Annotated in this window: 18 protein-coding genes; 13 read left to right on the top strand and 5 right to left on the bottom strand. The window is 70.9% G+C overall.

The window, feature by feature from the left end:
* The first annotated feature begins 18 nt into the window (after window positions 1-18).
* The 4 genes from EIY87_RS02890 (at window position 19) to EIY87_RS02875 (ending at window position 4,118) form a co-directional block, all read left to right on the top strand.
* A complete protein-coding gene (locus tag EIY87_RS02890; protein ID WP_225439653.1) occupies window positions 19-552 on the top strand; it encodes a DUF4232 domain-containing protein in 534 nt (177 codons plus the stop codon).
* Window positions 553-692: 140 nt separating this feature from the next.
* The gene (locus EIY87_RS02885) at window positions 693-1,523 is read left to right on the top strand and encodes a HalD/BesD family halogenase (protein WP_191983924.1); all 831 of its coding nucleotides are present in this window, start codon (window positions 693-695) and stop codon (window positions 1,521-1,523) included.
* Between the two features lie 19 nt (window positions 1,524-1,542).
* Entirely contained in the window at window positions 1,543-2,364 is an 822-nt protein-coding gene (locus EIY87_RS02880; RefSeq protein ID WP_125306098.1) for a class I SAM-dependent methyltransferase, read from the top strand.
* Window positions 2,361-4,118 carry a choline/carnitine O-acyltransferase gene (locus tag EIY87_RS02875; protein ID WP_191983923.1) on the top strand — a complete coding sequence of 586 codons (1,758 nt, stop codon included), beginning with the start codon at window positions 2,361-2,363 and terminating at the stop codon, window positions 4,116-4,118. Before EIY87_RS02880 ends, EIY87_RS02875 begins: the two co-directional genes overlap by 4 nt.
* A 307-nt stretch (window positions 4,119-4,425) precedes the next feature.
* Here the strand turns inward: EIY87_RS02875 and EIY87_RS02870 are convergent, their stop codons facing one another.
* Both EIY87_RS02870 and EIY87_RS02865 read right to left on the bottom strand, forming a co-directional pair.
* On the bottom strand, window positions 4,426-5,349 hold the full coding sequence (locus tag EIY87_RS02870) for an alpha/beta hydrolase fold domain-containing protein (RefSeq protein ID WP_125306096.1): 924 nt from the start codon (window positions 5,347-5,349) through the stop codon (window positions 4,426-4,428).
* The gene (locus EIY87_RS02865) at window positions 5,346-6,128 is read right to left on the bottom strand and encodes a class I SAM-dependent methyltransferase (RefSeq protein WP_125306095.1); all 783 of its coding nucleotides are present in this window, start codon (window positions 6,126-6,128) and stop codon (window positions 5,346-5,348) included. The genes EIY87_RS02870 and EIY87_RS02865 overlap by 4 nt, the downstream gene beginning before the upstream one ends.
* A gap of 146 nt (window positions 6,129-6,274) precedes the next feature.
* On the opposite strand from EIY87_RS02865, the gene EIY87_RS02860 reads away from it, so the two are divergent.
* From EIY87_RS02860 to EIY87_RS02835, 6 genes are all read left to right on the top strand, one after another.
* Window positions 6,275-8,542, top strand: coding sequence for a discoidin domain-containing protein (locus EIY87_RS02860; protein ID WP_125306094.1), 2,268 nt, complete (start codon window positions 6,275-6,277; stop codon window positions 8,540-8,542).
* Window positions 8,543-8,628: 86 nt separating this feature from the next.
* Window positions 8,629-9,636, top strand: coding sequence for a LacI family DNA-binding transcriptional regulator (locus tag EIY87_RS02855; protein ID WP_125306093.1), 1,008 nt, complete (start codon window positions 8,629-8,631; stop codon window positions 9,634-9,636).
* Between the two features lie 410 nt (window positions 9,637-10,046).
* Window positions 10,047-11,423 carry an ABC transporter substrate-binding protein gene (locus EIY87_RS02850; RefSeq protein WP_125306092.1) on the top strand — a complete coding sequence of 459 codons (1,377 nt, stop codon included), beginning with the start codon at window positions 10,047-10,049 and terminating at the stop codon, window positions 11,421-11,423.
* Window positions 11,401-12,366 carry a carbohydrate ABC transporter permease gene (locus tag EIY87_RS02845; RefSeq protein ID WP_125306091.1) on the top strand — a complete coding sequence of 322 codons (966 nt, stop codon included), beginning with the start codon at window positions 11,401-11,403 and terminating at the stop codon, window positions 12,364-12,366. The genes EIY87_RS02850 and EIY87_RS02845 overlap by 23 nt, the downstream gene beginning before the upstream one ends.
* A complete protein-coding gene (locus EIY87_RS02840) occupies window positions 12,363-13,232 on the top strand; it encodes a carbohydrate ABC transporter permease (RefSeq protein ID WP_125306090.1) in 870 nt (289 codons plus the stop codon). The genes EIY87_RS02845 and EIY87_RS02840 overlap by 4 nt, the downstream gene beginning before the upstream one ends.
* Window positions 13,233-13,263: 31 nt before the next feature.
* Entirely contained in the window at window positions 13,264-14,841 is a 1,578-nt protein-coding gene (locus EIY87_RS02835) for a glycoside hydrolase family 13 protein (RefSeq protein WP_125306089.1), read from the top strand.
* A gap of 59 nt (window positions 14,842-14,900) precedes the next feature.
* On the opposite strand, the gene EIY87_RS02830 is transcribed toward EIY87_RS02835, so the two are convergent.
* Window positions 14,901-16,235, bottom strand: coding sequence for an LVIVD repeat-containing protein (locus EIY87_RS02830; RefSeq protein WP_125306088.1), 1,335 nt, complete (start codon window positions 16,233-16,235; stop codon window positions 14,901-14,903).
* Window positions 16,236-16,339: 104 nt separating this feature from the next.
* Here EIY87_RS02830 and EIY87_RS02825 point away from each other — a divergent pair, with 104 nt between their 5' ends.
* Together EIY87_RS02825 and EIY87_RS02820 are read left to right on the top strand one after the other, a co-directional pair.
* On the top strand, window positions 16,340-17,788 hold the full coding sequence (locus tag EIY87_RS02825; RefSeq protein ID WP_125306087.1) for a peptide ABC transporter substrate-binding protein: 1,449 nt from the start codon (window positions 16,340-16,342) through the stop codon (window positions 17,786-17,788).
* Entirely contained in the window at window positions 17,785-18,354 is a 570-nt protein-coding gene (locus EIY87_RS02820; RefSeq protein ID WP_125306086.1) for a nucleotidyltransferase domain-containing protein, read from the top strand. The genes EIY87_RS02825 and EIY87_RS02820 overlap by 4 nt, the downstream gene beginning before the upstream one ends.
* A 102-nt stretch (window positions 18,355-18,456) precedes the next feature.
* On the opposite strand, the gene EIY87_RS02815 is transcribed toward EIY87_RS02820, so the two are convergent.
* Window positions 18,457-19,335, bottom strand: coding sequence for a LysR family transcriptional regulator (locus EIY87_RS02815; protein WP_125306085.1), 879 nt, complete (start codon window positions 19,333-19,335; stop codon window positions 18,457-18,459).
* Between the two features lie 70 nt (window positions 19,336-19,405).
* On the opposite strand from EIY87_RS02815, the gene EIY87_RS02810 reads away from it, so the two are divergent.
* Window positions 19,406-20,410 carry an SDR family oxidoreductase gene (locus tag EIY87_RS02810; RefSeq protein WP_125306084.1) on the top strand — a complete coding sequence of 335 codons (1,005 nt, stop codon included), beginning with the start codon at window positions 19,406-19,408 and terminating at the stop codon, window positions 20,408-20,410.
* On the opposite strand, the gene EIY87_RS02805 is transcribed toward EIY87_RS02810, so the two are convergent.
* The gene (locus EIY87_RS02805; protein WP_125306083.1) at window positions 20,407-21,141 is read right to left on the bottom strand and encodes an SDR family oxidoreductase; all 735 of its coding nucleotides are present in this window, start codon (window positions 21,139-21,141) and stop codon (window positions 20,407-20,409) included. The genes EIY87_RS02810 and EIY87_RS02805 overlap by 4 nt on opposite strands.
* Window positions 21,142-21,145: the final 4 nt, after the last annotated feature.

Raw genomic sequence — 21,145 nt, 5'->3', positions numbered from 1 at the left:
CCCGCTAACCTCCGGCGCATGGGGGTTTATCGCATAGTGCCGTTGTTCGTGCTCGCGTTCCTGGCCGGCTGCGACAGTCCGCCGCCGCCCGCTCCGGTGCCCACAGTGACACCGAGCCCGAGCCCGACCTACGCGCCGCCGCCGTCGAGCGGGCTGTCCCTTTCGGTCGGACCGGTCGAAGCCGGCCTCGGGCACCGCGCCAGCGTGCTCACGCTGACCAACCGGGACACCCGCCCGCGGAAGGTCACCGGCTACCCGGACCTGAAAGTCCTGGCGGGTGACGGAACGCCGCTGGACGTCAAGGTCGAGCACGGAACTTCGTACTTCGCGCGGGACCTCGGACCGCAGGACCTGACCGTCCAACCCGGCGCGACGGTGGTGGCCGTGCTCGCCTGGTCGGCCACCGTCACTTCCGGCGACACGCGCACGGGTGCGGCAATCTCGGTCGTCCCCGTCCCCGGCGAACCTGAGCAAAAGCAGCCCCTCGACACCGACCTGGGCACCACGGACACCGTCACGCTCAGTTCGTGGGCGGCCGGAATCGGCGGCTGATGACTTTGTGTCACCGCTCACAAACGCCCGGGTGAGCGGTCGCGATCTGTGCTAACTCTTTCCTTTCACGACCAGGGCAAGCACCGAAGCTTCACCTGCCGAAAGGGACTTCGTTGAGCACCTCCGTGGATACCTTGGGCATGGTCGACACCGAGCGCTACCCGCTCACCGAGCCGGGAAGCGCTGCCTGGCGGGCCGCCGTCGACCGCACGCGCGCGGACCTGGCCGAGGTCGGCTGCAGCGTCCTCGCCGACTTCATCCGGCCGGAACTGCGGGAGGTCCTGCGCACCGAGTGCGCCGAACTCGAACCGCACGCCTACACGAAGATCGAAAAGGTCAACGCCTACAACACCGCGATCGACGAGCCGCTACCCGAAGACCACCCGGGCCGGACGATCATGGAACGCGGCAACGCCTTCGTCGCGCGCGACCGCATCCCCGCGTCGTCGCTCATCGACCGGCTCTACACCAGCCCGCTGTTCCAGCGGTTCGTCGCCGACTGCTTCGGCCTGCGGGAGCTGCACGAGCTGGCCGACCCGCTCGCCGGGCTGACGCTCAACGTGATCGCGCCCGGCCGCGCGCACCCGTGGCACTTCGACACGAACGCCTACACCGTCAGCATGCTGACGCAGGCCGCGGAAGCGGGCGGCACCTTCGAATACTGCCCGGGCATCCGGTCCACGACGGACGAGAACTTCCCCGCGGTCCGCGCGGTGCTCCGCGAGGACGGCACCCACCCGGTCCGGCGCCTCGACCTCCGGCCGGGCGATCTCCAGCTCTTCCAAGGTCGCTTCGCCTTGCACCGGGTCAGTACGGTGGAGGGCGCGATCGCGCGGCATTCCGCGATCTTCGCCTACAGCGAGCGCCCGGGGGTGATCGGCAGCGCGGAGCGGACCAGGCAGCTGTTCGGCCGGACCCTGCCCGTGCACGTCACCGGACGCACCGTCCGCGGCGACGAACTGCTCGACTGAGAGATCAGGAGCCTGGCCCGTGCCCTTCGACTCGACCGGCAAGATCTCGTTCGACCACATCTACACCGCACCCGACCCGCGCCCGTTCTTCGGGACGCTGCGGCGCGTCGACTACCACATCCCGCAGCTCGCGAAGCCGTACTTCGCGAAGCTGATCGCCGAACACCCCGCGGAACGGCCGACCGTGCTCGACGTCGGCTGCTCCTACGGGGTCAACGCGGCGCTCGTGCGCTGCGACGCCACGATGGACGACCTGTACGCCCACTACACCGACCCGGCCGTGACCGCGCTGGACCACGCGTCGCTGCTGGAGGCCGACCGGCGCCGGATCGTCGACGACGGCGGCCCGCGCTTCTACGGTCTGGACGCGTCCGCGCCCGCGCTCGAATACGCGCTGTCCGCCGGCTTCCTCGACGAGGCGATCCACGCCGACCTCGAGCGCGAGGACCCGGACAGCACCCAGCGGAAGCTCCTCGACGACGTCGACCTCGTCGTCTCCACCGGCTGCGTCGGCTACGTCACCGAGAAGACCATCTCGCGGATCGCGCGCGGCGCGCGGCCCTGGATGGCGCACTTCGTGCTGCGGATGTTCTCCTACGAGCCGGTCGCCGACAGCCTGGCCGAGCTGGGCTACGAGACCGCCGAAGTCGGCGGGGTGTTCCGGCAGCGGCGGTTCGCCTCCGCCGAAGAGCAGGCCCAGATCCTCGATACCCTCGACGCCGTCGGCGTCGACCCGGCCGGGCTCGAGTCCGAAGGGTGGCTCTACGCCCGGTTGTTCGTTTCCCGTCCCGAAGGCGCGGACGCCCTGGCCGCCGCGCTCGAAACCCGCGAAGAAGGATGATCGTGAGCAGTCCGGACTGGTCCACCCGCACCTTCGGCAACGAGGAGCGGCTCCCCCGCGTCCCCGTGCCCACGCTGGAGGACAGCGGCCGCCGCTTCCTCGAGTGGTGCGCCCCGCTGCTGACCCCGGACGAGCTGGCCGAAACCGAAGCGGCGCTCGCGGAGTTCCTCGCGGGTCCCGGGCCCGAACTGCAGGCCGCGCTCGAGGAGTACGACCGCTCGCCCGGCGTGCGCAGCTGGCTCGACACGTTCTGGCCGTACCGCTACCTCGGCCGTCGTGACCGGATCGCGCTCAACGCCAACTTCTTCTTCCTGTTCCAGGATTCGCCGCTGGGCCAGGTGGAACGCGCGGCCGAGCTGACCGCGTCCGCCGTGGACTACAAGCTGAAGCTCGACGAGGAGCAGGTGCCGCCGGTGCTGCTGCGCGGCGTGCCGCAGTCGATGGTGCAGCACAAGTACCTGTTCTCGGCGACGCGCATCCCGGGCCAGGTGCTGGACACCGCGCGCACGCCGTACCGCGAAGGCTGGGAAGGGCCTTCTCGGGAGCGGCACATCGTCGTGTTCCACCACGACACCCCGTTCCGGATGGACGTCATCGCCGGCGACGGCCGTCCGTACTCACCGGCGCAGCTGGCGGAAGGGCTGCGCGCGATCCTCAAGGACGACCGCGTCGCCGAGGTCCCGGCCGGCCACTTCACGACGAAGGCGCGCGCGGAGTGGGCGGACTCGCGGACGGCGCTGATCGACGCGGGCAACGCGGCCGCCCTCGAGACGATCGAGACCGCTTTGTTCTGCCTGTGCCTCGACGACTTCGCGCCGTCGGACACCCTGGAGGCGAGCGACCGGCTGCTGTACGGCGACAACCGCTGGTACGACAAGGCCGTGTCGCTGATCGTGTTCGAGGACGGCACCGCGGGGATCAACGTCGAGCACTGCGAACTCGACGGCACCACGATCCTCGGCTTCACCGACGCGCTGCTGAGCGGCACGCGGGCGGACCGCGAGCCGGCCACAGGGATCCCCGGGTACGAACCGGTCGAATTCACGCTGACCGACTCCCTTCGCGAGGACGCGCTCGCGGCCGGGATCGCGTTCCGGGCGTACGCGGACGCGACGGCGACGCAGACGGTGTCGTTCGACTTCGGGGCGAACCGGGCCAAGCAGCTGGGGATGTCGCCGGACGCGTTCGCGCAGATGGCCTACCAGCTGGCGCACCGCCGCGCGAAGGGCCTGACGGGGGCGACGTACGAGTCGATCGCCACCCGCCAGTTCCAGAACGGCCGCACCGAGGCGATGCGGGTCGTCACGCCGGAGGTCGTGCGCTTCGCCGACGTCCTGACCGACCCCGCGGCGTCCGCCGAGGAGAAGCGCACCGCGTTCCGCGCGGCGGCGGAGAAGCACGTCGCCCGCGCGAAGGAGTGCCAGGCCGGGGACGCGCCCGAGCAGCACCTGTGGGAGCTGCAGCTGATCGGGAAGCGCCGCGGGGACACTTCGGAGCCGGCCCTGTATTCGTCGCCGGGCTGGCTGAAGCTGCGCGACGACTACCTGAGCACCAGCTCGGCGCCGTCGGTCAACATCCAGTACTTCGGGTTCGGCTCGACGAGCCCGCAGTGCATCGGCATCGCGTACGTGCTGCTGCCGGACCGCTGGAACATCTACCTGAGCACGCCGAAGCACGTGTCGGCGGAGATGCACCGCTTCGCCGACGAGCTGGCGATCGCGGTGCGGGAACTGCAGGAGCTACTGGCCGAGTAGGCAAGCGCCCCAATGGGGTCTTCTCAGTAGCGGCTGGGTGAGCGCGGGCGTGCCGGGGGCCCGGTCGGCTGCGGCTGCGCTGGCGTCTTGAATGAGTCATTCAGGACGTGGGAGGTCCTGAATGACTCATTCAAGACATCACCACCCCACCGCGACGGGGGACGACCGGGGTCGCGAGGCAACGCGGGCCCGGCCGGACCTCACCATGGCAATCAGCGCGGCTACCAAGAAAACCCCAATGTGGCGTTGGTTGCGTCCAACGCACCGAACGCCACATTGGGGCGCTTGAGGCGGGGCCGTGCGGGAGCTACTGGCCGAGTAGGCGGTGCAGCCACGTCAGCCGGGCGGCCCGCGCCGCCCGGCTGATGCGCGCTTTCGGGGCCAGGGAGTCGAAGCCGTGGAAGCCGCCCGGCCACACGTGCAGCTCCGCCTCGCCGCCCGCCTGCCAGAGCCGGGACGCGTACGTCACCACCTCGTCGCGGAACGTCTCCGCCGTGCCGACGTCCAGGAACGCTGGGGGCAGGCCGGACAGGTCTTCCGCGCGGGCCGCGGCGGCGTACGGCGGGACGTCGGCCGTGCCGCGGCGGTCGCCGAGGTACGCGGTCCAGCCGACGTTGTTCGCCGTGCGGTCCCACAGACCTCGGCCGTCGAGCTCGATCGCCGACGGGGTGTCGTTGCGGTCGTCCAGCATCGGGCAGAGCAGCAGCTGGCCGGCGAGCGCCGGGCCGCCGCGGTCGCGGGCCAGCAGCGCCGTGGCCGCCGCGAGGCCGCCGCCCGCGCTGATGCCGCCGATCAGCAGCCGGCCCGGGACGTGCTCGGCCGCCCAGCGCAGACCGGTGTAGCAGTCCTCGACCGGCGCCGGGTACGGGTGCTCCGGCGCCAGCCGGTAGCCCGGCGAGACGACGGTCAGGTTCGCCTCGCCCGCCCAGTCCAGCAGGTTCGGCACGTCCGCGCCGAGGTGGCTGCCGACGATCGTGCCGCCGCCGTGGACGTAGTAGAGGACGCCCGCGCTCGACGCCGGTGCCAGCACCAGCAGCGGGACGTCCCCCGCGTGCTCCTCCGAAACCCGGTACGCCGGGTACGCGGCGGCCAGCTCCTCGACCGTCTTGTGCTCCGCGGCGTTCAGCTCGCGGCGGGCCGGGATGTCGGCCGCGGACGCCAGCGGCGGGCGCAGGGCCCGGAGTTCCTCGACGACCGGCGCCAGCTCCGGGTCGAACGGCGGCGGCGTCACGCGGCCGGGTCCGAGACCACGAGCACCAGCGAGCCGTCGAACGACGGCTGCTCGCGCAGCTTCCCGTAGCGGCGGTCCCACGTGCCGTCGTCGAGGTCGTGTTGCAGCTCCGCGGCGAAGCGGTGGTGCACGCGGTCGTCGACGAAGCTCCACGCCGAGCACGACAGCCGCGCGCCCGGGTCCAGCAGCCGTTCGGGCCGCGCGTAGTAGGCCTCGTTGAAGCCGTCGGTGCAGTCGCTGGGGATGGGCACGCCGATGACCGACGTGTGCCCGCCCAGGCCGTCGGCGATGTCGTCGACCGACGGGTAGCGCCGGGCCTCGGTCTCGATCACCTCGGGCGCGTAGTCGAGCAGCCAGAAGCGGCGCAGCAGCGCCGGGTCGCAGGTGAGGATCGCGACCGGGCCGCGGGTCACGCGGCGCACTTCCTTCAGCCCGGCCCACAGGTTGTTCCACTGGTGCACGCTGAACGTGCTCATCGCGCCCTCGAACGCGCGGTCTGGGAACGGCAGCTTCTCGGCGACGGCGTCCACCGCGGGCGGCAGGCCCGCCGGCCGCTGCGCGCGCATCGACGCCGACGGCTCGACCGCGGTCACTTCCCGGTCTTCCGGCTCGTACGCCCCGGCGCCCGCGCCGACGTTGAGCACGGTCCGCGCGTCGCCCAGCGCGTCGAGGAGGTACTGGCCGATGCGCGGGTCCGGCTTGCGGTAATCGGTGTACACGCCACCGATCGCGCCGTAGTCCGCGTCCCCTGCGCTGCCGTCGGCGCGTCGCTGGCTCATGCCCAGAAACTATCAGCGCGCCCGCAGTCGTCAGAAGCTGTCGCAAATTTGCGTAAGTTCGTTCATCTATTGCGGTTTCTTGTCCGAGATTCGTATGATCCCCGTCACAGAGGTCCCCACCTGCTGCGGAAAGGCCAGTGCCGCCCATGTCTCCCAGCTCTGTCTTCAACGCGCCCGAAAAGGCGAGGTACGGCGCGTTCGCCGCCGCCGTCCTCGCCGCCGCCGGACTCACGATCGCCGCCGCACCCGCGGAAAGCACGGCGCTCGGGGCCGGTCGCGGCGCCAGCGTCCCCTTCCTGGAACAGGAAGCCGAAACCGCCGCCACCAACGGCTCGGTGATCGGCCCGAACCGCGCCGCCGGCACCCTCGCCGGCGAAGCGTCCGACCGGAAAGCCGTGACGCTCTCCGGCCAGGGCCAGTACGTCGAGTTCACGCTCACCGCACCGGCGAACTCGATCGACTTCCGCTACAGCGTCCCGGATTCGGTGACCGGCACGATCTCGCTGTACGTCGGCGGGACGCACGACCGGGACATCGCGCTGACGTCGAAGTGGGCCTGGTACTACGGCTCGTACCCCTTCACGAACAACCCCGCCGACGGCCACGCGCACCACTTCTACGACGAAACCCGCGCGCTGCTCGGCACGTCGTACCCGGCCGGTACCAAGATCAAGCTGCAGGTCGACGCCGGCGATGTCCCGGCGACGATCGACCTCGCCGACTTCGAGCAGGTCGGCGCCGCGGCGACGCGGCCGGCCGACTCGGTGTCCGTCACCGACTACGGCGCCACCGCGGGCGACACGAGCGACGACGCGAGCGCGTTCGACTCCGCCGTGGCGGCCGCGAAGAGCCAGGGCAAGGAGGTCTGGATCCCGGCAGGCACCTTCACCCTCGGCCACCACATCACCGTCGACCAGGTGACGATCCGCGGCGCCGGGCCGTGGTACTCGGTGCTCACCGGCCCGCGCGCCGGGATCTTCGGCAAGGGCGAACCGGCGAGCTGCGGGACGCCGACGTACCCGGGCAACCCGGCCGTGCCCGGCACGAGCAGCGCGGTGACGCTCTCCGACTTCGCGATCATCGGCCAGGTCGACGCCCGCGTCGACTGCGACCAGTCCAACGCGATCGGCGGCGCGCTGGGCGGCGGCTCGGTCGTGCGGAACCTGTGGCTGCAGCACACGAAGGTCGGGCTGTGGCTCGACGGGCCGTTCGACGGGCTCACCGTGTCCGGCAACCGGATCCTCGACCAGACGGCCGACGGGCTGAACCTGCACCAGGGCATCAGCAACGCCGTGGTGACGAACAACTTCCTGCGCAACACCGGCGACGACGGCCTGGCGATGTGGTCCGAGCACGACGCCGACCACCACAACACGTTCTCCTTCAACACGGTGCTGCTGCCGATCCTCGCCAACAACATCGCGATCTACGGCGGGCACGACAACACCGTGTCCGACAACGTCGTGGCCGACAACCAGGACCAGGGCGGCGGCATCCACATCGCCAACCGGTTCAGCGCGGTGCCGCTCTCGGGCACCACGACGGTCGCGCGCAACACCGCGATCCGCACCGGCGTGCTCGATTCGAACTGGCAGTTCGGCGTCGGCGCGCTGTGGTTCGACGGCCGCGACTCGGCCATCACCGGCCGCGTCGACGTCACCGACCTCGACCTGCAGGACAACAACTACGAGGCCATCCAGTTCATCGACGGCGCCACCACGGACGTGCACTTCGACGGCGTCCGGATCACCGGCGCCGGGACGTTCGCCTGGCAGCTGCAGTCGAAGCCTTCAGGTTCGGTGAAGAACGTCGTCGCGACCGGGATCGGGCGCGCGGGTGTCTACAACTGCCTGGGCCCGGACGCGCTGGCGGGCCTGGCCGACCAGGGCGGCAACTCCGGCTGGACGACGACGTTCTGCGGCTCGTGGCCGTCGCCGGTGTACGGCTCGGACAACGGCGGCACGACCACGCCGCCGCCGACCACCACGCCCCCGAGCGGCAACCTCGCCCTGCGCAAGACCGTCAGCGCGTCCGGCTCGCAGGGCGGCTTCCCGCCGGCCAACGCGGTCGACGGGAACGCGAACTCCTATTGGGAGAGCGCGAACAACGCGTTCCCGCAGACGCTGACGGTGGACCTCGGCGCGGCGGCGTCGATCACCAAGGTGACGTTGAAGCTGCCGCCGTCGTCGGCATGGGGCGCACGGACGCAGACGGTGACGATCTCCGGCAGCACGGACGGCGGGACGTACACGACGCTGGTGGGATCGCGTGGCTACGCGTTCGACCCGGCTTCCGGCAACACGGCGTCGGTGTCTTTCCCGGCGACGTCCCAGCGTTTCGTGCGCCTGACGTTCACCGGCAACACCGGCTGGCCCGCGGGCCAGGTGTCCGAGTTCGAAGTGGCGGCTTCGTAGCCCGGCGTCCGGCAAGTCCGTACCGGTGGATGACACCGGTACGGACTTGTCATACTTTTGCGCCCGGTTGCTGTAAAGTTTCACCTATGACGCGTCGTCTTGCCGAAGTCGCCCGCCAGGTCGGGGTCAGCGAAGCCACGGTCAGCCGGGTGCTCAACGGCCGGTCCGGGGTGTCCGCGAGCACTCGCGCCGCCGTGCTCACCGCGCTGGACGTGATGGGGTACGAGCGGCCCACCCAGCTGCGCGGGGAGCGCGCCCGGCTGGTCGGGCTGGTGCTGCCCGAGCTGCAGAACCCGATCTTCCCGGCGCTGGCCGAGATCATGGGCAACGCGCTCGCCCAGCAGGGGTTCACGCCGGTGCTCTGCACGCGGACCGCGGGCGGGGTGTCCGAGGCGGAGTACGTCGAGCTGCTCCTGCAGCAGCAGGTGTCGGGCGTGGTGTTCGCCGGCGGGCTGTACGCGCAGGCGGACGCCGTCCACTCGCACTACCACCACCTCGTCGAGCGGCGGCTCCCGACGGTGCTGATCAACGCGGCGGTCGAGCACCTCGGCCTCCCGCAGGTGTCGTGCGACGACGCCGTGGCCGTCGAGCAGGTCGTCGGGCACCTGAGCTCGCTGGGGCACGAGAAGATCGGCCTGGTGCTGGGGCCGTCGGACCACGTGCCGTCACAGCGCAAGCTGGCGGCGTTCCAGTCGTACGCGGCGAAGCTGGGGTTGCCGGTACTGGACGAGCTGGTCGAGCACGGCATGTTCTCGATCGAGGGCGGGCACGCGGCGGCGGCCCGCCTCTACCCCCGCGGCGCGACGGCGGTGCTGTGCGCGAGCGACCTGCTGGCGCTGGGCGCGGTCCGGGCGGCGCGGCGGCAGGGGTTGTCGGTGCCGGAGGACATCTCGGTGGTGGGTTACGACGACTCGGCGTTGATGAACTGCACGGATCCGCCCCTGACGACCACCCGCCAGCCGATCGAGGCGATGGGCCGCGCGGTGGTGGAGCTGCTGGTGAAGCGCATCAACGGCGGTGAAGTGGCGGCGGAGGAGCTGCTGTTCGCGCCGGAGCTGGTGGTCCGCGGCTCGACGGCCCGCCGCACCACCTGACCCCCGGCCTCAAGCGCCGATTGCCTCGTCGAGGTCCGGTCAGAAGTCGGGCAGCACGGCCGCTCCAGCCATCCGCGATGTCATGAAAGGGTCGTTCACCTCGTCCGACGACATAAACGACCCTTTCATGACATCCCCGCGACGCACGCGCTCACCCAGCCGCTACTGAGAAATCCCCCTTGGGGCGCCACGGCCCCGCCCTGCTGAGCGACGGGTTCCGGACCCGTCGCTCACTTCGGCGTGCCCGCTGCACAGCGCCTTGCGCACCCTCCCGCCCTGCCGGGCACCAGCCAGCCGCAGCCTGTTCGTAAGTTGCAACTTCTCGTCGGGTTATTGCGTCGATCTGGTCCACCCCTTTATGGTGACCGCAATCACGTGACAGCCGTCGCGACCCCGAGAAGAGGCTTGAGATGAGCAGTCCCTGGTCCCGAACCGTGTCCCGCCGGATGTTGTGCCTGCTCACCGCGGGCGGCCTGGCGCTCACCCTGGCCGCCTGCGGTGACGGCGACAACGCCGCGCAGAGCGGCGGGAAGGTGAAGATCACGGTCACCGGGCAGCCGCCGACCAGCCAGCCGTTCGAGCGCGGTGTGTTCGACGCCGACGTCAAGGAGTTCGAGGCGGCCCACCCGAACATCGACATCGAGCCGCACGAAGGCTTCATGGACCCGAAGACCTTCTCCGCGAAGCTCGCCGGCGGGCAGCTCGAAGACGTCTACTACGTCTACTTCACCGACCCCGCGCAGATCATCGCGCGCCACCAGGCCGCCGACATCACGGAAGCCGCGAAGAGCGTTCCGCACGTCAACGACATCAAGCCGGAACTGCTCGACAACTTCCGGGACGCGAACGGCAAGCTCTACGGCCTGCCGACGATGAACTACACGATGGGTCTCGTCTACAGCAAGCCGCTGTTCCAGAAGGCCGGCCTCGACCCGGACAAGCCGCCGCAGACGTGGGACGAGGTCCGCGAAGCCGCGAAGAAGATCTCCGCGCTGGGCAACGGCGTCGTCGGGTACGCCGACTACAGCAAGAACAACCAGGGCGGCTGGCACCTGACCGGCTGGCTCTACTCGATGGGCGGCGACATCGCCCGCAAGGACGGCGACAAGTGGGTCGCCGACTTCAACAACGACAAGGGCAAGAAGGCCCTCCAGTACCTGCACGACATGCGCTGGACCGACAACTCGATGGGCGCCAAGCAGCTCCTCGAAGCCACCGACGTGCAGCGCATGATGGGCTCCGGCCAGCTCGGCATGTACATGGCCGCCCCGGACAACGTGCCCGTGCTGGTCAAGCAGTTCAACGGCAAGTACGAGGACTACGGCATCGCGGGCATGCCCGGCGGCCAGGGCACCCTCCTCGGCGGCGAGGGCTACATGGTGAACCCGAAGGCGTCGCCCGAGAAGATCAAGGCCGGCCTCGAGTGGATCCAGTGGAAGTACCTGAACCCGGACCGCTTCGAGAAGCACATCCAGCAGTACGTCGACGGCAAGCAGCCGGTCGGCCTGCCCGCCGAGCCGACCCCCGACGTCTGGACCGGCGCGGTCCGCGAGCAGCAGCTGGCGCTGAAGGCCAAGTACGCCAACGTTCCCGCGCAGAACTTCCAGTCCTACGTGGACACCACCAGCAAGATCAAGGGCAGCATCGAGCCGCCGAACGCGCAGCAGATCTACGCCGCGCTCGACAGCGTGATGCAGGCCGTCCTGACCGACCAGAACGCGAACATCGACCAGCAGCTCTCGTCCGCCGAGTCGAAGGTCAACAGTGTCCTCGCCCAGGTCAAGTAGCCTCCTCGCCTGGCCCGCGGCGAAACCGTCGCGGGCCGGGCGCCCGGCCGCCACTGGGGAGAACACCAAACTCCGCCGCAAGCTCAAGGAAAACCTCACCGCGTACGGCCTGCTGTGCGCCGCACTGGTGGTGTTCGCCCTGTTCTCGTGGTACCCGATCGTGCGTGGCGTGCTGCTGAGCTTCCAGCAGGTCGACTTCGTCAACGCGCCGACGTGGGTCGGGTTCGACAACTTCGCGAAACTGTTCGAGGACCCGCTGTTCGGCGTCGCCTGGCGCAACACGCTGCTGTTCACCGGGCTGGCGCTGGTCTTCGGGTTCGCCGTCCCGTTCCTGACCGCGGTGCTGCTCAACGAGATCCGGCACGCGAAGGCGTTCTTCCGGCTCGCCGTCTACCTGCCGGTGATGCTGCCGCCGGTGGTCACGGCACTGATGTGGAAGTGGTTCTACGACCCGGGTCCCGGCCTGTTCAACTCCGCGCTCGGCGCGGTCGGCCTGCCCGGCGGTCAGTGGCTCGACTCCAGCGGCACCGCGATGCTGTCGCTGGTCTTCGTCTCGACGTGGGCCAACATGGGCAGCACCACGCTGATCTACCTGGCCGCGCTCGGCACGATCCCCGGCGAGCTCTACGAAGCCGCGGAACTGGACGGCGCCGGGCTGTGGAAACGGTTGCGGCACGTCACTTTCCCGCAGACGCGGTTCGTCCTGCTGGTGCTGCTCCTGCTGCAGATCGTCGCGACCATGCAGGTGTTCACCGAGCCGTACGTGATGACCGGCGGCGGGCCGGACGACTCGACGGTCACCGTCCTCCTGCTCCTGTACCGCTACGCCTTCGTCTACAACGACTTCGGCTCGGCGAGCGCGATGAGCCTGCTGCTGTTCGTGGCGCTGGGCGTGTTCTCGGCGTGGTACGTCCGGCTGACCCGGAAGGCGGACCAGTCATGAGGACCCTCGTTTCGCCCAGCGCGCTGCGCAGCCCGCGCGGAAAAGTCGTCTACGGCGTCGTGTTCGCGTGCACGCTCCTGATCTTCATCCTCGCCTTCATGTTCCCGCTCTACTGGGCGGTGACGGGCGCGATGAAGTCACCGCAGGAACTGGCCGCGACGCCGGCGACGCTCGTCCCGCACGAGTGGCACCCGGAGACCTTCGGCGACGCGTGGAGCCAGCTGAGCCTGGGCAAGTACTTCCTCAACACGCTCGTCGTCGCCGGCGGCGCGTGGCTGGCGCAGCTGGCCATCGACGTCCCGGCCGCGTTCGCGCTGTCGAAGCTGCGCCCGAAGTTCGGCAACGTCGTGCTCGGGCTGATGCTGGCGACGCTGATGCTGCCGGCGACGGCGCTGCTCGTGCCGACGTACGTGACGGTGACGGACCTGCCGCTGCTGCACCTGAACCTGATCAACTCGCCGACGGCGGTCTGGCTGCCCGCGGCGGCGAACGCGTTCAACATCTACCTGCTGAAGCGGTTCTTCGACCAGATCCCCGACGAGCTCATCGAAGCGGCGCGCATCGACGGCGCCGGGCCGGTGCGCACGCTCTGGCGGATCATCCTGCCGATCTCGCGGCCGATCCTGGCCGTGGTCTCGATCCTCGCGGTCGTCACCGCGTGGAAGGACTTCATCTGGCCGCTGCTGGTGTTCCCGGACACCGAAAAGCAGACGCTCTCGGTGATGCTGCAACGGGTGGCGATCGACATGCCGCTCAACGTGCTCGTCGCCGGGATGGTGCTGGCCAGCCTGCCGATGGTGGCGCTGTTCCTGGCGTTCCAGCGGCAGATCCTCGCCGGGCTGACCGCCGGCAGCATCAAGGGCTGACCTTTCCACAACAAACAGGAGGGGCACTTTCGTGACCGACAAGACCGGCTGGTGGCGGAGCGCGGCCATCTACCAGATCTACATCCGCAGCTTCGCGGACGGCAACGGCGACGGCATCGGCGACCTCGCCGGCGTCCGCGCCCGGCTGGACCACCTGGCCGACCTGGGGATCGACGCGATCTGGTTCACGCCGTGGTACCCGTCGCCGATGGACGACGGCGGCTACGACGTCGCCGACTTCCGCGACATCGAGCCGTTGTTCGGCACGCTCGGCGAGGCCGAAGAGCTGATCGCCGAGGCGCACGCCCGCGGCATCCGGGTGATCATCGACATCGTGCCCAACCACGCCTCCGACGAGCACCGGTGGTTCCAGGCCGCGCTGGCGGCGGGCCCGGGATCGCCGGAGCGGCAACGGTTCTGGTTCCGGCCCGGCCGCGGCCCGGACGGGTCCGAGCCGCCGAACAACTGGAAGTCGCGCTTCGGCGGCTCCGCGTGGACGCGCGTCCCGGACGGCGAGTGGTACCTGCACCTCTACAGCTCGCGCCAGCCCGACTTCAACTGGGACAACCCGGAGATCCGCGCGGAGTTCGAGGACGTGCTGCGGTTCTGGTTCGACCGCGGGGTCGACGGCTTCCGCATCGACGTCGCCGACGGGCTGGTCAAGGACCCGCGCCTGCCCGACGTCGAAGAGGGCGACGAGACGCCGTTCTCCGACCAGGAGGGCCTGCACGAGATCTACCGCTCGTGGCGCAAGATCACCGACAGCTACCCGGGTGAGCGGGTGCTGGTCGGCGAGATGTGGCTGGAGGACATGTCGCGGGCCGCGCGCTACCTGCGCCGCGACGAGCTGCACTCGGCGTTCAACTTCGACTTCCTGGTCTGCCCGTGGGACAGCAAGCGCTTCCGCGACGTCATCGACCGGACGCTGAAGGCGCACGACGAGGTCGGCGCGCCCGCGGCGTGGGTGCTGTCGAACCACGACGTCACGCGGCACGTCACGCGCTACGGCCGCGAGGGCGACACGGGTTTTTCGTTCGCCAACCGGCTGCACGAGCTGCCGGTGGACCTCGAGCTGGGCACCCGGCGGGCGCGGGCGGCGGCGCTGCTGACGCTGGCCCTGCCCGGCGGGTTGTACGTCTACCAGGGCGAGGAGCTGGGGCTCTGGGAGGTCCTGGACATCCCCGACGAGCTGCGCCAGGACCCGGTGTGGGCCCGCACGAACGGCGCCGACCCCGGCCGCGACGGCTGCCGCGTCCCGATCCCGTGGTCGGGTGCTGCGGCACCGTTCGGCTTCGGTCCGGGTGGGACGTGGCTCCCCCAGCCGGCTGCCTGGCGGGACTACACGGCGGAAGCGGAGGCGGCGGACCCGTCGTCGATGCTGTCGCTGTACCGGGAAGGCCTGCGCCTGCGGCGGGACCTCCCCACCGGCGCGCTGGAGTGGCTCGACCTCGGTGAGGGGGTGCTGGCGTTCCGGATCGGCGCGGAGTTCACGTTCGCGCTGAACTTCTCGGACTCCCCGATCCCGCTCCCCGCCGGAGAAATCCTGCTGACCAGCAACCCTGTCGACAGCGAGCTGCCCACAGACACCGCGGTCTGGCTCCGCTCCTGAAAGCCGTGAAGGCCTCCTTACCGGCTCTTATGACCGGTAAGGAGGCCTTCACGGAATTGCTACTTCGTCAGCTGCAGGACGTCTACGCCGCGGGTGTTGTCCGCGACGTAGACGTACTTGCCGTGCCAGTACGGGGCCCACGCGCTCGCGTCGCCCGGCCGGTAGTACGCGATCTGCCGCGGGTTCGTCGGGTCGCTGACGTCGAGGAACCGCGTGCCCTGCGCGTAGAACGACTGCACCAGGATCTTCCCGCGGACGTCGAAGTAGTGCGCGGAGCAGTCGTCCGACGCCGGGTCGCTGCCCTCCTGGCCGTTGACGCTCCAGGTGCCGACGCTCTCCAGGCGGAACGGCTGCGACGGCGTCGAACGCCAGCCTTCGCCGTTGTACGAGCCCTTGAGCGACGAGATCGTCAGGACGCCGTCGCCCGCGCAGCCGTCGACGAAGTTCTCCTCCGTCGCGTAGATCAGGTCCTGGCCGCGCCAGGCGCCGTCGCCGACGCGGTGGCCGGCCGGGTGGAAGCTGTTGTGCATGAACCTCGACGGCGCCGCTGTCTCGGCGATGCCGCCGCCGGCGTACGGGATCGGCTCGTGCGCGGTGGCGCGGCGGACCTTCCCGGCGACCGGGTCGCGGTGGATCCCGGAAGTCCAGTAGCCGCGCACGCCGCCGCGGCCGGACACCCAGGCCACGCCGTTGTCGTCGACCTGGACGTCGTGCACGTAGTCGGTCTTGCCGTCGTTGCGGGCCAGCTCGATCGGCTCCGGGTCGACCTTCGGGTGCTTCGGGTCGCGGATGTCGGTGACCCAGATCGGGCGGCCCCCCCAGTCGGCGGGCTGGTCGTCGGCCTTCGCCGGGCCGCCGGTCCAGAGGTAGCGGCAGCCGTCGACGCAGCTGGTGGTGTGGCCGGCGGGCACCTTGACGTAGCTGAGGATCGCCGGGGCCTCGGGCTTCGAGACGTCGACGACGTAGATGCCGGACTCGCCGGTGTGCGTGGTGCCGCCGTACGCGCGCGGGTCGCGGGAGAGGAACACCAGCTTGCGGTCCTGGTCGACCTCGGTGTCTTCGGTCTCCCAGAGGCCCGGCAGGCTGACCTGGCCGACCAGCTTCGGCGCGGCCGGGTCCTTCGTCAGGTCGTAGACCTTCAGCCCGAACTCGCCGGACACGACCATGACGTCGCGGCGGCCGTAGTCGAGGAAGTTGATCGAGATGGCGCCGGCCGCGTCGGGGACGTTGCCGACGGCCTTGACGTTCTTGATCGCCCCGGGGTCGCCCAGCGTGCGGGCGGCGGGGGTGGCGGGTTTGTCGTCCTCGCCGCAGGCGGCGGCCGGGAGCCCGGTCGCGACCAGCGTGGCGCTGACGGTGACGGCGGCGAAGCACGACCGCAACCAGGTGCGCACGCGAAACCTCCCAGAACGCTCGAAGCGTGACCACGGGAACGCTACGACGGAGATCAACCGGACACAACCGTCTTTTGTTGGCTCTTGGCTGGTAGGACTGGCGCATGCGTTTGCTCGCCCTGCTCGCCGTCCTCGCCCTCGCCGTCACGGGCTGTTCCGGTTCCGACGCGGCCCGTCCCGGCGTGCTGTCCGTCGGCATCCGGGAGCCCGCGACGCTGCTGCCCGCCGACCTCGCCGACCAGGCGGGCCGGCTGGTGACCGGCGCGCTGTGGACCCCGCTCGCCGACTACGACGCGGCGTCCGGCAAGGTCACGCCGCGCGCGGCCGAGTCGATCGAAAGCACCGACCGGGTGCACTGGACGGTCAAGCTGCGGCCCGCGACCTTCCACGACGGCACCCCGGTGACCGCCCGGTCCTACGTGGACACCTGGGCCGCGATCGCCGCGGCGCACTGGGTTTCCTCCCCCGTGCTGACGAAGCTCCTGCGCGCCCGCGAGATCACCGCGCCCGCGCCGGACACCATCGCGCTGACGCTCGACCGCCCGTCCGGCCAGGTCCCCGCGCTGCTTTCGGCGCCGGGCCTGGTGCCGCTGCCGACGTCGGTGCTCACTTCGCGTGACTGGAACGGCTTCGCCAAGGCGCCGGTCGGCAACGGCCCGTACCGCTTGGACGGCGGCTGGCACCCGGGTTCGGGCGGCACGCTCAAGCGCGTCGGCGCCGGCAAAACCGAGGAGATCGAGCTGCGCGTCGGCGAGCCGGGCGCCCAGTACGACGCGGTCAAGGCGGGCACCCTCGACCTCGCGACCGAGGTACCCGGCGATCGGCACGAAGCCATGCACACCGACTTCGGCGCCGACCGCCACGCGACGTGGGCGCTGCCGCAGGCGGGCTACCTGGCGTTCCCGGTGGCGAACCCGCGGTTCGCCGACGCGACGGTCCGCCACGGCTTCGCCCTCGGCGTGGACCGGGCGGCGCTGGAGGCGGGCCCGCTCGCGCACCAGGTCGACCCGGCCAAGGCCCTGCTGCCCCCGGCGGACGCGCCGGGCGAGCGCTCCGGCACGTGCCGCCCCTGCAGCTTCGACGCGGCGGCGGGCAAGGCCCTCCTGAAGCAAGCGGCCTTCCCCGGCGGCGCGACCGTCTACTTCGGACCCGGTGCGGAGGCGTGGACACGGACGCTGGTGGTCGGACTCCACAAAGCACTGGACGTTTCCGTGACGGCGCAAGCGTCCCCGAACACCGGCCCGCTCGACGGACCGTCCACCTTGGACGTCAAGCTGGCGACGGCGAGCCCGTACGAGCTGCTGTCGACTTTGGCCTCGGAGTCGGGGTACGCCGACGCGGTCTTCCGCCAGAACCTGGCGCTGGCCGACGCCGCGGCGACCCCGGAGGAGGCGGGCGAGCTGTACCGGCTGGCGGAGAACCAGCTGCTGCGCGACCTGCCGGTGGCCCCGCTGTGGTCGGGCCACGGCCACGCGGTCTGGTCGGCGCGCGTGCACGACGTGGCGACGACGCCGTTCACCGGCCCGGTGCTGACCGGGATCGCGGTCTCGTGACCTGGGACCCGGCCACGCCGGCCGAAGTGGCGGCGCTGTTCTCGCGGGTGACGGCGCCGTGGTGGATCGCGGGCGGCTACGCGATCGAATTCGCCGTGGGACGGGAGTTCCGCGAACACGCCGACGTCGACGTCCTGTTCCTGAGGCGCGACCAGGCGGCGGTGCAGGCGGCGCTCCCGGCGTGGGAGTGGTGGGCGGCCGACCCGCCCGGCACGCTGCGGCCGTGGCGCCCCGGCGAGGTCCTGCCGCCCGGGGTCGACGACGTCTGGTGCCGCCCGGGACCGTCGGCGCCGTGGCGGATCCAGATCATGCTCGACGAGACCGAGGGCGACGAGTGGGTCTCCCGCCGCGACCCCGCGGTGCGGCGGGCCGTCGCCGAGCTGGGTGCCGTCACGGCGGACGGGATCCCTTACCTGGCCCCGGAAGTGCAGCTGTTCGTCAAGTCCCGGGGCGTCCGGCCGAAGGACGAGCAGGACTTCGCCGCGGCGTTGCCGGTGCTCGACGCGGCTCAACGCCGCTGGCTGGCGGACGCCCTGCCGGACCACCCCTGGCGCGCCCGCCTCTAGCCCGCGCCCGAGCGCCCCAAGGTGGCCTTGGTTGCGTCTGACGCACCGAAGGCCGCCTTGGGTGCGTCTGACGCACCGAAGGCCACATTGGGGCGCTTGGGGCTAGACCGTCGCGTGCTCGGTGAGGGTCTCGATGAACGCGCTGGTCAGCGGGTCCGGCGTCCCGCGCGTGTACGCCGCCAGCGTCCGGCGGACCGGCACGCTCGGGCGCAGCACGCGCCCCTCGAAGCGGGCGGGCAGGACGTTCGCGGGGACCAAAGCCGGGCCGAGGCCGGCCGCCGCCAGGGTGGGCGCCGCCGCCGTCTGCTCGGTGCGGACCGCCGCGCGGGGGCGGAAGCCCGCCGCCGCGCAGGTCGCGTCGACCAGCTCCGCCAGGCCGTTGCCCGGGGCGTAGTGCACCCACGCGCAGTCCGCGAGCGTCGCCAGGTCGACCACGCCCGTCTCGTCGTCCTCCGAAGCACCGTCGGCGGGCAGCACGACGACGAACTCCTCGACGCCCAGCTCCCGCACCGGCCCGGGCCAGTCCGCCGGCCGCGGCCCGAGCGCGACGTCGGCTTCGCCCGCGGCCATCGCTTCGCGCAGCTCGTCGGCGTGCCGGAACTCGATCAGCCGGACGTCGACCTCCGGCCTGTCGCGGCGCCACACACGCAACGCGGGCGGCAGCACGCCGAGGCTCACCGAGTAGACCGTCGCGACCTGCAGTTCGCCCGCCGTCGTCCCGGACGCGAGCCGGGCGGCGCAGCGCGCGCGTTCGGCGTCGGCCAGCGCCGCCCGCGCGTGCGGGAGCATCGCCCGGCCCATCGGCGTGAGCCGGACGGCGCGGGGCAGCCGTTCGAGCAGCGGCCCGCCGAGGCCGCGTTCGAGCGCGCGCATCTGGTGCGACAACGCCGGCTGCGTCACGTGCAGCTGCTCGGCGGCGCGGGTGAACGAGCCGGTGTCGACCACCGTGACCAGGTATTCCAGCTGCCGCAGGCTTGTCATGAACTCAGTTCATCGAATTGGTGACAAGGATGCCTTGGACTTATCCACCACGCCGGGCGAGCCTGGGATCATGAAGCGCAAGACAGCACTCGTCGCCGGAGCCAACGGGATCATCGGCCGGAACCTCGTCGAACACCTGCGAGCGGACGGCGGCTGGGACGTCCTCGGCCTGTCCCGCCGGAGCGGTCTGGCCGTCGACCTGCTCGACCCGGCCGACACCCGGGCCAAGGTCGGCGCCCTGACCGGCGTCACGCACCTCTTCTACGCGGCGTACCAGGACCGGCCGACGTGGGCGGAACTGGTCCCGCCGAACCTGGCGATGCTGACGAACCTGGTCGAGGCCCTGGACCCGGCGGCGCTGGAGCACGTCAGCCTGATGCAGGGCTACAAGGTCTACGGCGCCCACCTCGGCCCGTTCAAGACCCCGGCGCGCGAAACCGACGCGGGACACATGCCGCCGGAGTTCAACGTCGACCAGCAGCAGTTCCTCGAACGCCGCGCGGGCTCGTGGACGTGGTCGGCGATCCGGCCGTCGGTGGTCGGCGGCACGGCGCTGGGCAATCCGATGAACCTGGCGCTGGCGATCGCGGTGTACGCGTCGATCTCGAAGGAACTGGGCGTGCCGCTGCGGTTCCCGGGCAAGCCCGGCGCGTACGACAGCCTCCTGGAGATGACCGACGCCGGGCTCCTGGCCTCGGCCACGGTCTGGGCGGCCGACCGCCAGGGCCCGTTCAACATCGCGAACGGCGACCTGTTCCGCTGGCGCGAACTGTGGCCGAAGCTGGCCGCGTACTTCGGCCTGGAAACCGCTCCGCCGCTACAGATGTCCCTTGTGGACGTCATGGCCGACAAGGCTCCACTGTGGACTTCGATGGCGGCCCGCCACGGGCTTTCCCCGTCCTACGAGCAGGTTTCCACGTCCTGGGCGTTCGCCGACTTCGTGTTCGGCTGGGACTACGACGTGTTCGCGGACACGTCGAAGTCGAGGCGGGCCGGGTTCCACGAGTACGTGGAGACGGAGCAGATGTTCTACCGGCTGTTCGACGAGTTCCGGAAGGCGCGGGTGATCCCCTAGCCGCGGCCGATGAACGGCATCGTCGTCGCCGTGACGGTGAGGAACTGGACGTTTGCGTCCAGCGGCAGCCCCGCCATGTACCGGACCGCGTCGGCCACGTGGCGGACGTCGAACGTCGGTTCCGCGAGGACCCGGCCGTCCGCCTGGGGGATGCCCGCCGCCATGCGTTCGGTCATCTCCGTGGCTGCGTTGCCGATGTCGATCTGGCCGCAGGCGACGTTCCAGGCGCGGCCGTCCAGCGAGATCGAGCGGGTCAGGCCGGTGACCGCGTGCTTGGTCGCCGTGTACGCGACGCTCGCGGGCCGCGGCACGTGAGCGGAGATCGAGCCGTTGTTGACGATCCGGCCGCCGCGGGGGTCCTGGTCCTTCATCAGCCGCACGGCCTGCCGGGCGCAGAGGAACATCCCGGTCAGGTTGACGTCCACGGTCCGCTTCCAGTCCTCGACGGACAGGTCGGCGATCGTCCCGGCCGCGCCGATGCCGGCGTTGTTGACGAGCAGGTCGAGCCGCCCCCAGGCGTCCCGGACAGCCGCGAACAGCGCGTCGACCGACTGCTCGTCGGCGACGTCGGTGGGGACGACGAGCGCGCTCTCGAAGCCCTCGGCGGTTTCCTCGAGGGCGGCGGCGCGGCGTCCGGCCAGCGCGACGGACCAGCCGTCCTCGAGCAGCGCCCGCGCCACCGCGCGCCCGATCCCCGAGCCGGCCCCGGTGACCACCGCCGTTTTCGCCATTCCG

This window comes from Amycolatopsis eburnea, assembly GCF_003937945.1.
In the GTDB taxonomy this organism is placed as follows: Bacteria; Actinomycetota; Actinomycetes; order Mycobacteriales; family Pseudonocardiaceae; genus Amycolatopsis; species Amycolatopsis eburnea.
Note: the sequence above shows the minus strand (reverse complement) of the source record. Positions and strands in the feature narration are given on the sequence as shown.